Raw genomic sequence first — 16,778 nt, 5'->3', positions numbered from 1 at the left:
TCATAAGTTCTATCCCTTTTTGTGTTTTTAAAAGGTTTTTTGTCTAACTTTAAATACTGATATAAGAATGTAATGTAAGGTTTTTGCTCTTGTTTTATGAAAGTACTTTTTTTTAAAATAAAAAAGATTCAAAAAGATAGTGCCTGCTTTTGGTTGATGGTATTGTTGTCCAATACTTTTTATGCACAGGAGATAACTGATCCAGCAACTTCCTGTCCTCCCAAAGCACTTTTCGAAATTTTCAAAAAGAAAGATTCTGTATTGGTTTTAAAACCTGTAAAAAATGATTTTTTTCTTGTTATTCCCGTGATTGGTTCTCAGCCTGCTACAGGATTTGTATATGGTGCGGTGGCACAATATACTTTTAAAGGAAAAAAAGCGACAGACAAGTACTCTATAGTCAATTTAGGAATAACTTATACGACCAAAGACCAATTACTGATTAATATGAAAAATAGTGTGTTATTAAAAAACAACAAAATTTTTCTTAACGGAGATTATCGGTTGTATTTGTTTTCGCAGCCCAATTACGGTTTGAGCACTAATATTATTCCCTCGCATAATAATGATTCAGATTTTGATATTTCGGATATCAAACAGCCGATGGATTATAATTATTTTAAATTCCACCAAACCATGTCCTGGGAAGTTAAGAAGGATTATTACATAGGAGCTGGTATCAATCTGGACTGGTATTCGAATATTAGCGATAAAGATTTGGATGTCGAGAATGGCAAATTTACGTATCATTACACTTACAGCCAGAAATATGGTTTTAGTGATACCGAGTATTTCCTGAACGGATTTAGTTTTAATCTTGTTCATGATTCCAGAGACAATCAGGTAAATGCCAGTCGGGGTTGGTTTGCCAATATCAATTACCGATTCAATCCTGTGATGATTAATAAGCAGCGTTTCAGTAATGTTTTGTATGGAGAATATCGTCATTTTGTACCCCTTTCGAAGAAAAATAATAATTATGTTTTGGCTTTTTGGACCTACGGACAGTTTGTAACAAGAGGAAAAGTTCCCTATCTGAATCTTCCGGCAATAGGCTGGGACCAGCGCAGCAGGAGTGGGGAAGGTTACACACAGGGTTTATTTCGGGGTTCCAATTTAATTTATCTTTCGGCCGAATTTAGATTTCCTATAACCTGTAACCAGATGATTAGCGGAACCGTTTTTACTAATTTTATCACAGCAAGTGATACCAGTGCTTCAGTTCATCTTTTTGATTACATACAGCCATCTGCCGGAGTTGGCTTACGAATTTTGATAGACAAAGCAACCAAAACGAATTTGATTGTCGATTATGCCTGGGGGCGCAAATCAAAAGGATTTTATTTAAATGCAGGAGAAACTTTTTAAACTAGAATATGTCAGAATTAGATCAAACCTATAATTTGCCGATTTACCAAAAGGCGGAACAAATTTTTAAACTTACCGAGGGTTTAGTACACATTGTACCCGCTGATAATGAGTTTCTACAGGAAACTACAGTGCGTTTTATGATGGAAAATGCCATGATTATACCCGTAAAGATTGCCGGAGCCGAGGCAGGCGATTTATATGATTTACGAATGGAGAATGCAGCCATCATCAGGAAAGCGGCACGCGAATTATATGTACAGGCTGGAAGTCTGCGTTTTGAAGAGGATATAAAAGACAAAGATTATATCCTGCTGCTGAGAGAAACGATTGATGAGTTTCGGGAATTGTTTATAGATTGGGTGGCTGGTTTTGATGTTTGGAATTATATCAAAGACAGTTGGGGATTATTTAATCCGCCTGGCGTAAATGCCCGTGATAAAGATCCGGATGAAGATATTCCTTTTAATCCAAATGATTTTTTCGGTACAGAGGATGACGATGACGATGATTTGTAAAATATAATCCGGTATAAAAATCACTATTTTTAATGAGTATGGGTTGATAGATAATCTATAGTTTTGTGTCCGAAAATAAGTTTCAGGTACCATACAATATCCGGATGTATATTGGAGTTTTAGTATCTATAGATAATAATTCAGGATTAAAAATAGTTTTTTAGGTTAAGCTGCATAAACCTGATTATTAATAAAAACTTGTTAGTAATTGCTCGAATAATCATAAATAAGTATTGGGGGTACTTGACCAGATTGTTCGAGCTTAATTATATAATGCTGTAAAACATTAAAATCAATCTACCAATCCGTTTTCGACAGCATATTTAACGAGTCCTGCTGTGTTTTTTGCATTTAATTTAGATAATAAATTGCGGCGGTGCGTATTTACGGTATTCGAACTAATAAAGGTTTTTTCGGCAATTTCGGCAGTGTTGTATTCGAGGGCAATAAGTACCAGAATTTCTTTTTCACGGGAACTAAGCTCGGTTAAGGTCGAAACCTGCTTTTCAATTTTTATACTGTTCGAAAGGAATTTTTCTTCTGTTTCTTCAGAAAAATAATTATTTCCTGCAGCGATGGTATTAATTGCTTTTAATAATTCAAGTTTTTCAGCGTTTTTAAGCAAATAACCATTAACACCAATCCGAATGAGCCTCGAAATAATTTTTACATTACTGTGCGTGCTCACAATTAATATTTTTATTTCAGGGTATTCTTTTTTTAGAATTTTACTCAGTTCAATACCATCCATTTCAGGCATACTAATATCTAAAATAACGACATCGATACTTTCTTTTTTTATTATTTCCAGCGCTTCCAGTCCGTTTGTTGCTTTTCCGGCAATTTCTATAGTAGATTCATTTTCTAATAACGAAATAATTCCTTGTAGGAACATCGTATGATCATCAGCAATAAGAATTTTTATTTTTTTCATTGGGTTAAGAAAAGATTTTAGGATAACGCAGTTTCCTTAGAGTATAGTATTTGTGTAAAGTTCATTTTCTACATCATTTATAGTATTTGCATCTGATGTAATGGGAATTTCAATATTAATTATAGTTCCTCTTTTTAGTTTTGAATCAATCAAAAAAGAACCCTGAAGTTGCTTTGTTCTGTTTTCTAAATTAATAAAACCAATACCGCGTGTAAAATGTTCTGTGTCAAAACCAGTTCCATTATCTTCAAATAAAATATTCAAATCATTTTCGATCAGGTTAAACTGAATATCAATTTGGGTTGCTTTTGCGTGTTTTATGGTATTCGTTAAAAGTTCCTGAATTATTTTGAAAACTTCAATCTGAATGACTTCATTCATATCATTGATTTCCTTTTTAGGATAAGTATGAAAGTCTATTTGTAACTTGCTGGCAGAACTGATATTGTTAAAATACGACTGTAAAACCTCACAGAATTTATTGTTACTGAATTTCTTAGGCAGTAGAGTATGCGATAAATTACGAACCTGCTGATAGGTTTCATCGAGTTGTTTATTGATGCTGTCGATAGTGCTAAAATTTGATTTCGCAACATGATTCAATTGAAGCTTTATAGCGGCCAGACTTCCGCCAATGCTGTCGTGCAGTTCTTGCGAAATGCGTTTCCGTTCCTTGTCCTGTCCGCTAATAGAGGCTTTAATGAGCTTTAATTCCTGTTCTTTTAAGAGTGTATTAATTTTTTGCGAACTTATTTCGGCTTGTTTGCTATTGACTAAGCGTTGGGCTTTCAGACGTTTATAGTATTGAAATAAAAGTCCTGTAATAGGAATCAAAAGCAACAAAAAAGCGATTATCGTGATGATTCTGGTTTCTTTTTGCTGACTAATTTCAAGCGCTTTTAACTGTTGATCTTTTTTTAGCAGTGAAATTTCATTACGTTTTTTATCTGATGAATTTTGAAAAAACAGAATCGTGTTTTCGTTTATCTTTTTAGAGATTTCTTCCTGAAGAAGCATGTTTTTAATGGCTTCGGTTTGGTTTTCCAGAGTCAGCTTTTTAGTGGCATTTTCAAATTGCAATACTTTGATTTCTTTTTCTTTTTGAGATGTTTTGTACTTTACATCCAGCTCATTTATTTCTTTCTGATTTTGTAATTGCGTAATCGAATCTTTTATTTTATAATATTTATCGTTGTAATGATAAGCATTTTTATAATCATCCTGAGCGATATAGATATCTTTTAAAGCCTTATAAATAATAGTCTGTTCATGTAAAAGGCCTAATTTTAATGCATTGTCAAGACCCGAAATAAAAATAGTTTTTGCTTTTTCGTATTTTTCCGATTCCAGGTAAATCTTTCCGGTGCTCAACCTTGCAATAAGAGCTATTTGATTGTATTCGTTTTCATCCGCAATTAGAATGGCTTCGTTATAGAGGCGTAAGGCTTCAGTGGTTTTATGCTGAGCTTCAAAATTTCCAGCCATACTAATGGCGATAACGGCTTTGCAGTTGTGATTGTTCTCCTGCTGGCATAAAATATTGGCTTTTTTTAGATATTGATTCGAAATTTCATATTCTTTTTGAGCCGAATATATATCGCCAATATTGATGTAGCTTCCATAAATAAGCTCAGGATCTTCTTTATATGCCAAACATTGTTTAAACAATTTCAAAGCATTTTTATAATCTCCTAATTCGCTGTAAACTAAAGCTAAACCATGCGTATGTGTGTAAAATAGATTTTTTTCGTTGTATTTTTGCGAGACTTCAATTCCTTTTAAGTGCCATTTTTTACTTTCGCCCAATAAACCTCTTTTTTTATAATTGGTAGCCAATAAGTTATAGGCCAGTGAGTACAATCTGATTTTGAGCGAATCATTTTCGACGGTATTAAATTTCAACGATTGATAGGTGTAATAAATAGAAGAATCGATTACGGCTTTTTTATTAAAATAATAAGCCAGTAATAAATTTGCCGAAGAAATGGTACGGTTGTTTTTGGTTGTTTTTAAAATTTGATGCGCCTTGTTAAAAGCTTCTTTCTCTAATCCTTTATTGTAAAGGGAATAAAGGGCTTTGATTTTTTTTTCTTCGTAGGAGCCAGTCGTTTTTTTAGGCATAAAATGACTCTTTTTATTTTCTATTTGCGCCTGCAAAGAGAAAGATAAAAGGAATATTAAAAAACAGAGTCTTACGAAATACGAAGCCATAAAATATAGTTCATACTCAAACTTAAATGAGCAATGTTAACGTGTTGTAGTTTGGGTAGTTATAAAAAAAACAGAACGCAAAATTACTGTAAAAGAATCAAAAATATTTCTTTTAATTTGTTGATTTTGAACTTAATTGTGATATTTTACAAGGCGTATTCAAAGTAATATTCACCCAAAAGAATATTTAAAATGAATGACTTTTTAGCCATTCCTCGCATTCTCTTGTCCAGAATTTACTGGTATCATTCACCCCAAGACCAAAACCGTGTCCACCTTTTTCGTAAAGATGTAATTCGGCAGAAACACCTTTGTTTTTAAGTGCTAAATAATAATTGATGCTATTTTCCGGCAATACCACTGTGTCGTCTGTAGCGTGAACCAAAAAGGCTGGCGGTGTGTTTTGTGTTACCTTTTTTTCGTTAGAAAACTGATCAATAACTAATTGTGCTGGCTCATTTCCTAATAAATTGGTTTGTGATCCTTTATGAGTGATGCTATTTTCCATAGAAATCACAGGGTAAATCAATAACGAAAAATCAGGGCGTGCACTTGTTTTGCTATTGGTATCATATACTTTATCGTCGTAATGTGTCGCCAAAGTCGAAGCCAGATGACCGCCGGCTGAGAAGCCCATAACGCCAATTTTTTCCGGATTGATATTCCATTTTTCGGCATTTGAACGAACAAGGCGAACAGATTCCTGGGCATCCTGCAAAGGTCCTACGGTTTTGTTTGTCATAATCAAATCGCTTGGTAATCTGTATTTTAAAACAAAAGCTACGATGCCTAATGAGTTGAGCCATTTGGCTACTTTAGTTCCTTCTTTGTCAATAGCGAGGTGCGAATATCCACCACCTGGAAAAATGATTACAGCCGTTTGATTGGTTTTAAATTCCTTAGGAAAAAAAACACTCAAAGTGGGTTTTGTCACCATACTGGTACTTTCTACTACACCATCTGTAATTATTTCCTTTTCCTGATAATTGGGAGCCGCTATTTCATCTGAAATTTTGTTCCAAAGCGGAATAATCTGGTTTTGTGCCTGAATAGAAAATAGTCCTGCGAAAAAAAGGAATGTTACGAAAAAGGATTTTTTGATATTGTTTTTTGCTTGTGATTTCAATTTTAATAGAGGTTTAGTTTGTAATTCGTTTTGGATTTTAATAATCATTTTATTTTTTTAAAATTAATAAAATTGCCTGTAAAAGGCTTATTATTTGGAGACTTTTTTAGTTAATAAACAGCTCTTTTTTTTGACAACATTTTTAACAAATATATTATTTAATATGTAATTTTATAGAACATTTTTTGTATGATACGTTTATTTAGAGACTTATATTAATTTTTTGTATAATTTATTTGCAATATAAAGATTTAAAACTATATTTGTGCAATCGATTACATTATTTGTTTTTCTGTTGCAATTGAATTTAATTTCAACAAAAATAAAAAAGCAATACCAAAACCGTTTTTAAAATTTAATCAAGGACCTAAACTATGAGCCCATCCACTAAATCAACAGGAAAGTATCGCTGGAGTATTTGTGCGTTACTTTTTTTTGCAACTACAATTAACTACTTAGACAGACAAGTACTTTCCTTAACCTGGAGTGACTTTATCGCACCGGAATTTCATTGGACAAATAATGATTACGGAAATATTACAGCTTTGTTTTCTATTTTTTATGCCGTATCCTTATTGTTTGCAGGAAGATTTGTTGATTTTATGGATACCAAAAAAGGATTTCTTTGGGCGATCGGAGTATGGTCTGTCGGGGCTTGTTTACACGCGTTTTGCGGTATTGCAACTTCTGGATACATCACAGGAAATTGGTTTGTAGGTTTTGAAGAGTCAAAAGAAGTGCTTCGTACGGTTCAGGATACGGGATTAGTCATTAATGTAAGTGTTACATTATTCATTTTTGCCCGTTTTGTTTTAGCTGTTGGTGAGGCAGGAAATTTTCCGGCTGCAATAAAAACGACAGCAGAATATTTTCCGAAAAAGGATAGAGCTTTCTCAACGAGTATTTTTAATGCAGGAGCGACTGTTGGGGCATTGGCTGCACCAATTTCGATTCCGTTTATTGCTGAATCTTTTGGTTGGGAAATGGCTTTTATTATCATTGGAGCTTTAGGTTTTGTCTGGATGGGATTCTGGGTTTTTATGTACGACAAACCGGAAAGACATAAAAGAGTGAGCGCAGCAGAATTAGAATACATTCAGCAAGATGATATTGCCGATAGTAAATTGGTTGGTTATGTGCCGGAAACCACTACAAAGGTTTCTCTGATTGAATGTTTTAAATACAAACAAACGTGGGCTTTTGCTTTTGGTAAATTTATGACAGATGGTGTTTGGTGGTTCTTTTTATTCTGGACACCAGCCTATTTAAGTTCGGTTTACGGAATGGATTCTACCGAAGCGGCTTTACCATTATTTGTTTTATATATGATTACATTGTTATCTATAATTGGTGGCTGGCTGCCAACTTATTTTGTAGAAAAGAAAGGAATGAATCCGTACGAAGGAAGAATGAGAGCGATGTTGATTTTTGCTTTCTTTCCGTTATTGGCTTTAATAGCGCAGCCATTAGGATATATTTCGTACTGGGTTCCGGTAATTATTATTGGTATTGCAGGAGCCGCACATCAATCCTGGTCGGCTAATATTTTCACCACTGTGGGGGATATGTTCCCTAAAAAAGCAATTGCAACAATTACCGGCATTGGAGGTCTAGCGGGAGGAATTGGTTCTACTATAATTAACAAAGGATCCGGTTTGTTGTTTGATTATTCAAAAGAAACCAATATGGCTTTTATGGGTTTTAAAGGAATTGAATCGGGATATTTTATCATCTTCTCTATTTGTGCCGTTTGTTATCTGACGGGCTGGATTGTTATGAAGGCTTTGGTACCAAAATATCGCCCAATTACAAATTTGCAATAATCGTAAAAGATTTTGCTTTGAAATTGGGGAAATTAAATATAAAAATATAATTTTGTGCAATCGATTACATTAAATATAAAATTATGACAAAATATAGTTCAAGATACGCATCAAGCCCAGAAGCTGTAAAAAAATATGATACACAGGAATTAAGAAACGAATTTCTGATTGATGACCTCATGCAGGAAGATGAATTGGTATTAGTTTATTCGCATTACGACCGTTATATCGCAGGTTCTGCTGTTCCGGTAAAAGGTGATTTAGCATTAGAAACTATTGATCCTCTAAAAGCGCCTTATTTCTTAGAAAGAAGAGAATTAGGAATCATCAATGTTGGAGGAAGCGGTTCTGTGGTTGTGGAAGGAACTTCTTTCGCATTAGGTTTTAAAGATGCTTTGTACATCGGAAGCGGTAACAAAGAAGTTATTTTTAAAAGTGATGATGCAGCAAATCCAGCTAAATTTTACCTAAACTCTGCGCCAGCACATACAACGTATCCAACGGTAAAAGTTAGCCTGGCAGAAGCCAATAAATTGCAATTAGGAACGATGGAAACAGCAAATCACCGTACGGTAAATCAAATGATTATCGGAAGTGTGGTTACGACTTGCCAGTTGCAAATGGGAATGACAGAATTACGTCCGGGAAGTGTTTGGAATACAATGCCGGCACACGTACACGATCGTAGAATGGAAGTTTATTTCTACTTAGATATTCCAGAAAACCAAGCGGTTTGTCACTTTATGGGACAGCCACAAGAAACAAGACATATCTGGATGAACAATCATCAGGCGGTAATTTCTCCTCCATGGTCTATTCACTCTGGTTCAGGAACTAGCAATTACACTTTTATTTGGGGAATGGCAGGTGAAAACCTGGATTATGGAGATATGGATGTTTGTAAAATCACAGATTTAAGATAAGAACCATGACAAATTTATTTGATATAAAAGGAAAAGTTGCCCTTATTACTGGGAGTACCCACGGACTAGGAATGGCAATGGCAAAAGGATTAGGTCAGGCGGGAGCTACAATTGTAGTAAACGGAAACTCTTCTCAACAAAAAATTGATGATGCAGTAAGCGAACTTAAAAGCGAAGGTATTAATGCTGTTGGTTATAAATTTAATGTTACAAACGAGCAGGAAGTTATGGATGCTGTAGCGAAAATCGAAAGCGAAGTGGGTGCAATAGATATCCTGATTAACAACGCTGGAATCATCAAAAGAATTCCGTTGATCGAAATGGAAGTTGCAGATTTTAAAGAAGTAATTGATATTGATTTGGTTTCTCCGTTTATCGTTTCTAAGCATGTTGCCAAAGGAATGATTGACAGAAGACAAGGAAAAATAATCAACATTTGCTCGATGATGAGCGAATTGGGACGTAGCACTGTAGGAGCTTATGCTGCTGCAAAAGGCGGTCTGAAAATGTTGACTAAAAATATGGCAACAGAATGGGCGAAATACAATGTTCAAATCAACGGAATTGGGCCCGGTTATTTTGCTACCGAACAAACAAAACCTATCCGCGTTGACGGGCATCCTTTTAATGATTTTATCATCAGTAGAACTCCTGCTGCAAAATGGGGTGATCCGGGCGATTTAGCCGGAGCGGCAATCTTTTTATCTTCAAAAGCAAGTGATTTTGTCAACGGGCATATTTTGTATGTAGATGGTGGAATCTTGGCTACAATTGGTAAACCATCAAACGAATAATTATTCAATTTTATCACAATCATGAGCGCAAATAAAACCTTCATAAACGATAATTTTTTACTTGAAAATAAATACGCTGAGGAATTATATCATAATTATTCCAAAAATCAGCCTATAATTGATTATCATAATCACTTAAATCCTCAGTTTATTACCGAAGATAAAATTTTCGATAATATCACTCAGGTTTGGATTAACGGAGACCACTACAAATGGCGTGCAATGCGTACTTTGGGAGTGAATGAGCAATTTGTAACAGGAAATGGTTCTGATAAAGATAAGTTCTTAAATTGGGCAAAAACGGTTCCATATACGATGCGTAATCCTTTGTACCACTGGACACATCTTGAATTGGCTCGTTATTTTGATATTACGGAGTTATTAAACGAAAAATCTGCAGAAAGCATTTACGAACAAGCTTCGGCTAAAATAAATTCAGCAGAATATAGTACACGCAACTTACTTAAAAAAGTAAATGCAGAACTGGTTTGTACAACCGAAGATCCAACTGATACTTTGGAATTTCACCAAAAGTTGAACGCGAATCCATTTGAAACTAAAATGAGCACGGCTTTCAGACCTGATAAAGCGATTTTAATTTCAAACGACGGTTACAACGATTATATCAATACGCTTGGAAATGTTGCCGGTGTTGCGATTAATACTTACGCTGATTTGTGTGATGCATTAAGAAAGAGGATCTTGTTCTTTAATGAAAACGGATGCAAATTAAGCGATCACGGATTAGATCAGATTTATTTTGAAAATTTCACAGAATCTGAAGTAACTGCAATTTTCAAAAAGAAAAGAGAAAACCAAACCATTACGCCAGAAGAAGCATTAAAATTCCAAAGTGCGATTTTAATTTTCTTGTCTGAGACTTATCATGAATTGGGTTGGGTACAGCAATTTCACTTAGGTGCTTTAAGAAATAATAATGCCCGTATGCACCGAATTTTAGGACCTGACACCGGTTGGGATTCTATCGGCGATTATCCGCAGGCGCAAAAACTATCTTCGTTTTTGAATGCTTTGGATAGTAAAGATAAATTGACAAAAACGATTATTTATAACTTAAATCCAGCTGATAACGAAGTGATGGCGACCATGATCGGAAACTTCAACGACGGAAGCGTTAGAGGAAAAGTACAATTTGGTTCCGGATGGTGGTTTTTGGATCAAAAAGACGGAATGACAAAACAATTGAACGCCCTTTCAAACATGGGATTGATCAGCTGTTTCGTAGGAATGCTGACAGATTCCAGAAGTTTCTTGTCTTTCCCAAGACACGAATATTTCCGTAGAATTTTGTGTAATCTTTTAGGAGATGAAATTCAAAGAGGGGAACTTCCTGCTGATATGGAATGGATTGGAAAAATGGTTGCTGATATTTCGTACAACAACGCAAAAGAATATTTTAAATTTTAAATTAAAAAATTAACCGCAATCCCGATAGCTATCGGGACACAAAGATTTACGCAGGGTTCGCAAAGTTTTAAAATCTTTTTAATCATTGGAATCTGTGGCAAAAAAATATTTATATGAGTAAAATAGTTGCATTCGGCGAAATAATGTTGCGTTTTTCAACAGAAAGACATTTGCGTTTTTCTCAGGCTAAAGCATTTACAGCGTCTTACGGCGGAGGTGAATTTAATGTTTGTGCATCTTTGGCTAATTATGGTATTCAGGCAGAATTCGTAACCAGATTACCTGAGAATGAAATAGGTGCCTGCGCGGTACAGGAAATGCGTAAAATGAATGTGGAATCTAAAAATATTGTTTACGGCGGAGAACGTTTAGGAACCTATTATTTAGAAACCGGAGCCGGAACCAGAGGAAGTAATGTGGTGTATGATCGTGCGCACAGCTCGATGGCAACGATTCAAAAAGGTACTATTGATTGGAAAAAAGTATTTGAAGGCGCTACCTGGTTTCACTTTAGTGGCATTACGGCTGCAATTTCTCAAAGTGCTGCAGAAGCTTGTCTGGAAGCAGTTCAGGTGGCACATGAATTAGGTTTAACTATTTCATGCGATTTAAATTACAGATCAAAATTATGGCAATATGGTAAGACTCCAAGTGAGGTTATGCCAGAATTGTTACACTATAGCAATGTTATTTTAGGAGATATCGATACCGCTTATTTTATGTTGGGAATTCCTAAAGTAAATCCGGATTATCAGGACGAAAAATCGTTACCAGCTTTGTATTCAAAGTTGTATGAGCTTTGTCCAAATTTAAAAACCGTGGCAACAACATTACGTTATTCGGTGAGTGCTTCTCATCAAAGAATTGGTGGTGTTTTATTTGATGGAAAAGCTGTTTTTAATGCAGCTGTTCAGGAAGTGACTCCAGTAATTGACAGAGTAGGTAGTGGCGATGCTTTTATGGGAGGGTTAATTTACGGATTGGTTCAATATAAAGACGACAAACAAAAAGCATTAGATTTTGCTGTGGCGGCTTGTTGTTTAAAACATACAATCGCTGGAGATTATAATTTGGTTACCTTAAAAGAAGTTGAAAACATGGCTGGAGGAAACTCTGCCGGATTAGTATCAAGATAAATATGGCAAAATATTCAAGAATTGAAGTAGCACAGATGATGAAAGAAAACGGAATGGTTCCGCTATTTTTTCATTCGGATATTGAGGTGAGTAAAAAAGTATTAAAAGCGTGTTATGATGGTGGTTCCAGATTAATGGAGTTTACCAGCAGAGGCGATTTTGCTCATGAAGTTTTTGGTGCTTTAAACAAATATGCTTTAGCAGAATTACCAGGAATGATGTTAGGAGTTGGTTCTATTACTGATGCTGCAGCAGCTTCTGTGTATATGAGTTTAGGAGCCAATTTTATTGTAACACCAGTTTTTAGAGAAGATATAGCCATTGCCTGTAATCGTCGAAAAGTATTATGGTCACCAGGTTGCGGCACACTTACCGAAATTGCCAGAGCCGAAGAATTAGGTTGCGAAATCGTAAAATTATTCCCAGCGGATATCTACGGACCGGAGTTTATAAAAGCCATAAAAGGACCTTGCCCGTGGACGAATGTTATGCCTACAGGAGGAGTTTATCCTACGGTTGAAAGTTTGTCTTCCTGGCTAAATGCAGGAGCTACGTGTGTAGGACTTGGTTCTCAATTAATTTCGAAAGAATTGTTAGAGAAACAAGATTATGAAGGTTTAAAAAATAAAGTAAGCGATGTTTTAAGCATCATTCAAAATATTAAAAATAAATAGGGAATAACCATACCCATTCCTTGTTTGACATGCAGTTTTTTAGAATTTTAGGAGATTGTAACTGAACATTACGCTTGTTGATGAAATTTGTCATTCCTCACAGCAAATTTTAAATTATAAGCGAGTGTAATGTTTCATTTACAGTCAAATACGGTTTTTTATTTAAAGAAAAAAATAAGGTTAGCGTGGTTATTTATAACGCTTTAAAGATTTCATAATGGAAAAAATAAACAGATCAAATACAGAAGTTTCTAATAAACTTCCGATAAAAATAGTACAGTTTGGAGAAGGTAATTTTTTAAGAGCCTTTGTAGAATATGCTTTTCAAAAATTAAATCAGGAAGCTGATTTTAATGCCGGAATTGCTGTCGTCCAGCCTATTGACAGAGGTTTGGTAAACATGATTAACCAACAGGACGGATTGTACACTCTTTTTATGAAAGGGGTAAAAAAAGGACAGGAAATTCAGGAAAAAGAACTGATTACCAATATCGTAAAAGCGATTGATCCTTATGCTTCTTTTCAGGAATATTTGGCTTTAGCCAAAGAAGAAGAGTTGGCTTTTATCATTTCAAATACTACTGAAGCCGGAATCGAATATGTGGCTTCTGATTTGCCGACCATGACGCCGCCAACTTCTTTTCCTGCAAAACTGACGGTTCTTTTGCATGAAAGATTCAAGCATTTTGGCGGAGATGAGTCTAAAGGTTTAACGATTATTCCTTGTGAATTAATCAATTATAATTCGGATACTTTAAAAGAAATAATTCTTAAATATTGTATCGAATGGAAACTGGAACAGGATTTTATTTTTTGGATAGTAAACAGCTGTACATTTCATAATACTTTGGTTGACAGAATTGTACCAGGATATCCTAAAGATCAAATTGATGAATATAACAGTCAGCTGACTTATAAAGACGATTTGATTGTAAGCGCCGAAAGTTTCTTTTTATGGGTTATCGAAGGCGATGATAAATTAAAGGCAAAACTTCCGTTTGATAAAACTGATTTGGATGTCAAAATCGTTGCCGATATGCAGCCTTACCGTACCAGAAAAGTGAGAATCCTAAATGGTGCGCACACGGCAATGGTTCCGTTTTCATTGCTTTATGGTAATGAAACCGTAAAAGAAACCGTTGATAATGCTTTTACCGGAGGGTTCGTAAATAAAGCTGTTTTTGAGGAAATCAACGAAACATTGAACATGGATAAAGCTGAATTAACGAGTTTCTCTGAAGAGATTTTAGACCGTTTCAGAAATCCATTTATCAAACATTTATTGTCATCGATTGCATTAAATTCGATTTCGAAATTCAAAGTTCGTGTCTTGCCAAGTTTAACAGGTTATGTTGATGCAAAAGGTAAGCTTCCGGTTCATTTAACCTTTGCATTTGCAGCTTTGATTCGTTTCTATAAAGGAACCTGGAACGGTGCAGATTTGCCGGTTAATGATAGCGAAGATATTGTAAGCTTCTTCAAAGGGCTTTGGACATCAGACGATTATAATAAAATAGCAAGACTCACTTTGCAAAACAAAAGTTTCTGGGACGAAGATTTAACCGAAATTTCAGGATTAACAGAGGCAATTGCATTGGCATTAGAAGAAATTGATGCAAACGGAATTGAAAAAGGTTTTGCCAATTTTCAAACAAAAATAAATACAACTCAGAAAGTTTAGGTTATGGCAACGCAAAAAAAACTAATAAAAGTTCACCCAACCGATAATGTAGCAGTTGCTTTGGTGAATCTTACAGCAGGCGAAGTGATTGATTTTGAAGGAGAATCAATTGTTGTTGAGTCTGATGTGAAAATGAAACATAAGATCGCAATGGTTCCTTTTAATGTAGGAGACAGAATCATTATGTATGGCGTTTTGGTTGGAAAAGCCAGTGCTAGAATCGAAAAAGGCGGCTTACTTTCGACTTTGAATGTAAAACACGAAAGCGACAAAGTAACCGGAAAAACGGAAACGATTGGCTGGACAGCGCCTAATATTGATAAATGGAAAGACAGAACGTTTTTGGGCTATCACAGAGAAGATGGGCAGGTAGGGACTGAGAATGTCTGGTTGTTTTTTCCTTTGGTTTTTTGTGAAAACAGAAATATTGAAATTCTAAAAGATATTTTTGAGAAAGAATTGATGAAACCTAAAGAAAACGATTATCAATTATTACTTCGTTCTTTGGTGAAATCTGAAACAGGAGGGACTGGAAATGAAGCGGCTTCAAATGATGCTAACTTGTTCAATAATATTGAAGTAAAATTTATTACGCATCAGGGCGGTTGTGGCGGAATTCGTCAGGATTCGCACAGTCTGGCTAAATTACTGGCGGGTTATGTAAACAATCCAAACGTGGCGGGTGCAACAGTTTTAAGTTTAGGATGTCAGAATCTTCAGATTCAGATATTTAAAGATGCTTTGGATGAAATAAATCCAAACAGTAAAAAGCCGGTTTTGATTTACGACCAACAGCAAATCGGGACTATTGAAGCTATGTTGAGCAGTGTTGTAAAAGATACTTTTGAAGCAATCAAAAAAGCAAACGAAATAAAAAGAACTCCTGCGCCATTATCTAAATTAAGAATTGGTTTAGAATGTGGTGGATCAGACGGTTTTTCTGGGATTTCGGCTAATCCTACATTAGGTGTGTTATCGGATCATTTGGTTGCTTTGGGAGGAACAACCATTCTTTCTGAATTTCCAGAATTATGTGGTGTTGAACAAGAGTTGGTAAATCGTTGTGTGGATGACAAAGATGGAAAACGTTTCTTGGATTTGATGCAATGGTACGAAAAAACGGTTGTTGATGCCGGGTCAGGATTTGATATGAATCCATCTCCAGGAAATATAAAAGACGGTTTGATTACAGATGCAATGAAGTCTGCTGGCGCTGCTAAAAAAGGAGGAACTTCTCCAATTGTAGGCGTTTATGATTATGGAGAATATATTAATGAGCCAGGTTTTACCTTATTATGTACACCAGGAAACGATGTAGAATGTACTACTGCAATGGTGGGTTCAGGTGCCAATATGGTTTTGTTCACAACAGGTTTAGGAACTCCAACAGGAAACCCTATTGCGCCAGTTGTTAAGATTTCATCTAATACTGATTTGGCTAAAAAAATGTCTGATATTATCGATATTGATACAGGCGGAATTATCACTGGAGAAAAATCAATAGATGAAATGGCCGATGAAATGCTTGAATTTATTATTGACATCGCCAGCGGAACAATCAAAACCAAAGCAGCCCTTTTAAACCAAAACGATTTTATTCCATGGAAAAGAGGAGTTTCTTTATGATTTTTTTTACCATATAAGTCATATAAGTTAATTTAATATACTATGACTAAAACTAAAAAGCAGCTCATTTAAGAGCTACTTTTTAGTTTTAGTCTTTTTTAAATTTTAAGCTTGATTCTAAAATCGACACAAAGTTAAAATGAACTTATATCTCTTATATGGTGAAAAAAAAATGAAACATATCAAAACCAAAAAGCAGCTCAATTTAAGAGCTGCTTTTTAGTTTTAGTCTTTTTTAAATTTTAAGCTTGATTCTAAAATAGACACAAAGTTAAAATGAACTTATATCACTTATATGGTGAAAAAAAAATGAAACATATCAAAACCAAAAAGCAGCTCAATTTAAGAGCTGCTTTTTAGTTTAGTCTTTTTTAAATTTTAAGCTTGATTCTAAAATAGACACAAAGTTAAAATGAACTTATATCACTTATATGGTGGAAAAAAAAATGAAACATATCAAAACTAAAAAGCAGCTCTTAAATGAGCTGCTTTTTTTTATAGGCATCGTATATAAATTTACTTATATCACTTATATG

13 protein-coding genes are annotated in these 16,778 nt (G+C 34.8%); 10 read left to right on the top strand and 3 right to left on the bottom strand.

Annotated elements, in window-relative coordinates; translation table 11 throughout:
• Positions 1 to 96: 96 nt before the first annotated feature.
• Both GON26_RS00265 and GON26_RS00260 read left to right on the top strand, forming a co-directional pair.
• The gene (locus tag GON26_RS00265; protein ID WP_160372740.1) at positions 97 to 1,368 is read left to right on the top strand and encodes a BamA/TamA family outer membrane protein; all 1,272 of its coding nucleotides are present in this window, start codon (positions 97 to 99) and stop codon (positions 1,366 to 1,368) included.
• An 8-nt stretch (positions 1,369 to 1,376) separates the two neighbouring features.
• Positions 1,377 to 1,886, top strand: coding sequence for a hypothetical protein (locus GON26_RS00260; RefSeq protein WP_160372739.1), 510 nt, complete (start codon positions 1,377 to 1,379; stop codon positions 1,884 to 1,886).
• A 292-nt stretch (positions 1,887 to 2,178) separates the two neighbouring features.
• Here GON26_RS00260 and GON26_RS00255 read toward each other — a convergent pair whose 3' ends face one another.
• From GON26_RS00255 to GON26_RS00245, 3 genes are all read right to left on the bottom strand, one after another.
• A complete protein-coding gene (locus GON26_RS00255) occupies positions 2,179 to 2,820 on the bottom strand; it encodes a response regulator (RefSeq protein ID WP_160372738.1) in 642 nt (213 codons plus the stop codon).
• A gap of 36 nt (positions 2,821 to 2,856) precedes the next feature.
• Positions 2,857 to 4,941: a tetratricopeptide repeat-containing sensor histidine kinase gene (locus GON26_RS00250; protein WP_230407870.1), complete on the bottom strand. Its 2,085-nt coding sequence runs from the start codon at positions 4,939 to 4,941 to the stop codon at positions 2,857 to 2,859.
• A 277-nt stretch (positions 4,942 to 5,218) separates the two neighbouring features.
• The gene (locus GON26_RS00245) at positions 5,219 to 6,157 is read right to left on the bottom strand and encodes an alpha/beta hydrolase (RefSeq protein WP_230407869.1); all 939 of its coding nucleotides are present in this window, start codon (positions 6,155 to 6,157) and stop codon (positions 5,219 to 5,221) included.
• A gap of 374 nt (positions 6,158 to 6,531) precedes the next feature.
• Between GON26_RS00245 and GON26_RS00240 the strand changes: the two genes are divergently transcribed.
• From GON26_RS00240 to GON26_RS00205, 8 genes are all read left to right on the top strand, one after another.
• Positions 6,532 to 7,980, top strand: a complete 1,449-nt coding sequence (locus GON26_RS00240; protein WP_160372735.1) for an MFS transporter — start codon at positions 6,532 to 6,534, stop codon at positions 7,978 to 7,980.
• A gap of 83 nt (positions 7,981 to 8,063) precedes the next feature.
• On the top strand, positions 8,064 to 8,903 hold the full coding sequence (gene kduI, locus GON26_RS00235) for a 5-dehydro-4-deoxy-D-glucuronate isomerase (protein WP_160372734.1): 840 nt from the start codon (positions 8,064 to 8,066) through the stop codon (positions 8,901 to 8,903).
• A 5-nt stretch (positions 8,904 to 8,908) separates the two neighbouring features.
• Positions 8,909 to 9,697 carry a gluconate 5-dehydrogenase gene (locus tag GON26_RS00230; protein WP_160372733.1) on the top strand — a complete coding sequence of 263 codons (789 nt, stop codon included), beginning with the start codon at positions 8,909 to 8,911 and terminating at the stop codon, positions 9,695 to 9,697.
• A gap of 21 nt (positions 9,698 to 9,718) precedes the next feature.
• Positions 9,719 to 11,125, top strand: a complete 1,407-nt coding sequence (gene uxaC / locus GON26_RS00225) for a glucuronate isomerase (RefSeq protein ID WP_160372732.1) — start codon at positions 9,719 to 9,721, stop codon at positions 11,123 to 11,125.
• Between the two features lie 113 nt (positions 11,126 to 11,238).
• Positions 11,239 to 12,261 (top strand): sugar kinase, encoded by a 1,023-nt coding sequence (locus tag GON26_RS00220; RefSeq protein WP_160372731.1) that lies wholly within the window; start codon positions 11,239 to 11,241, stop codon positions 12,259 to 12,261.
• Between the two features lie 2 nt (positions 12,262 to 12,263).
• Entirely contained in the window at positions 12,264 to 12,935 is a 672-nt protein-coding gene (locus GON26_RS00215) for a bifunctional 4-hydroxy-2-oxoglutarate aldolase/2-dehydro-3-deoxy-phosphogluconate aldolase (protein WP_160372730.1), read from the top strand.
• Positions 12,936 to 13,152: 217 nt separating this feature from the next.
• Positions 13,153 to 14,616 (top strand): tagaturonate reductase, encoded by a 1,464-nt coding sequence (locus GON26_RS00210; RefSeq protein ID WP_160372729.1) that lies wholly within the window; start codon positions 13,153 to 13,155, stop codon positions 14,614 to 14,616.
• Positions 14,617 to 14,619: 3 nt separating this feature from the next.
• A complete protein-coding gene (locus GON26_RS00205) occupies positions 14,620 to 16,242 on the top strand; it encodes a UxaA family hydrolase (RefSeq protein WP_160372728.1) in 1,623 nt (540 codons plus the stop codon).
• Positions 16,243 to 16,778: the final 536 nt, after the last annotated feature.

The organism is Flavobacterium hydrocarbonoxydans (genome assembly GCF_009789235.1).
Lineage (GTDB): Bacteria > Bacteroidota > Bacteroidia > Flavobacteriales > Flavobacteriaceae > Flavobacterium > Flavobacterium hydrocarbonoxydans.
This window is presented reverse-complemented; position numbering and strand designations above follow the sequence as displayed.

Coding starts and splice junctions, on each gene's coding strand:
- GON26_RS00205 (WP_160372728.1), top strand. CDS start 14,620: ATGGCAACGCAAAAAAAACTAATAAAAGTTCACCCAACCGATAATGTA.
- GON26_RS00230 (WP_160372733.1), top strand. CDS start 8,909: ATGACAAATTTATTTGATATAAAAGGAAAAGTTGCCCTTATTACTGGG.
- GON26_RS00240 (WP_160372735.1), top strand. CDS start 6,532: ATGAGCCCATCCACTAAATCAACAGGAAAGTATCGCTGGAGTATTTGT.
- uxaC (WP_160372732.1), top strand. CDS start 9,719: ATGAGCGCAAATAAAACCTTCATAAACGATAATTTTTTACTTGAAAAT.
- kduI (WP_160372734.1), top strand. CDS start 8,064: ATGACAAAATATAGTTCAAGATACGCATCAAGCCCAGAAGCTGTAAAA.
- GON26_RS00220 (WP_160372731.1), top strand. CDS start 11,239: ATGAGTAAAATAGTTGCATTCGGCGAAATAATGTTGCGTTTTTCAACA.
- GON26_RS00250 (WP_230407870.1), bottom strand. CDS start 4,941: ATGCCTAAAAAAACGACTGGCTCCTACGAAGAAAAAAAAATCAAAGCC.
- GON26_RS00215 (WP_160372730.1), top strand. CDS start 12,264: ATGGCAAAATATTCAAGAATTGAAGTAGCACAGATGATGAAAGAAAAC.
- GON26_RS00210 (WP_160372729.1), top strand. CDS start 13,153: ATGGAAAAAATAAACAGATCAAATACAGAAGTTTCTAATAAACTTCCG.
- GON26_RS00265 (WP_160372740.1), top strand. CDS start 97: ATGAAAGTACTTTTTTTTAAAATAAAAAAGATTCAAAAAGATAGTGCC.
- GON26_RS00260 (WP_160372739.1), top strand. CDS start 1,377: ATGTCAGAATTAGATCAAACCTATAATTTGCCGATTTACCAAAAGGCG.
- GON26_RS00255 (WP_160372738.1), bottom strand. CDS start 2,820: ATGAAAAAAATAAAAATTCTTATTGCTGATGATCATACGATGTTCCTA.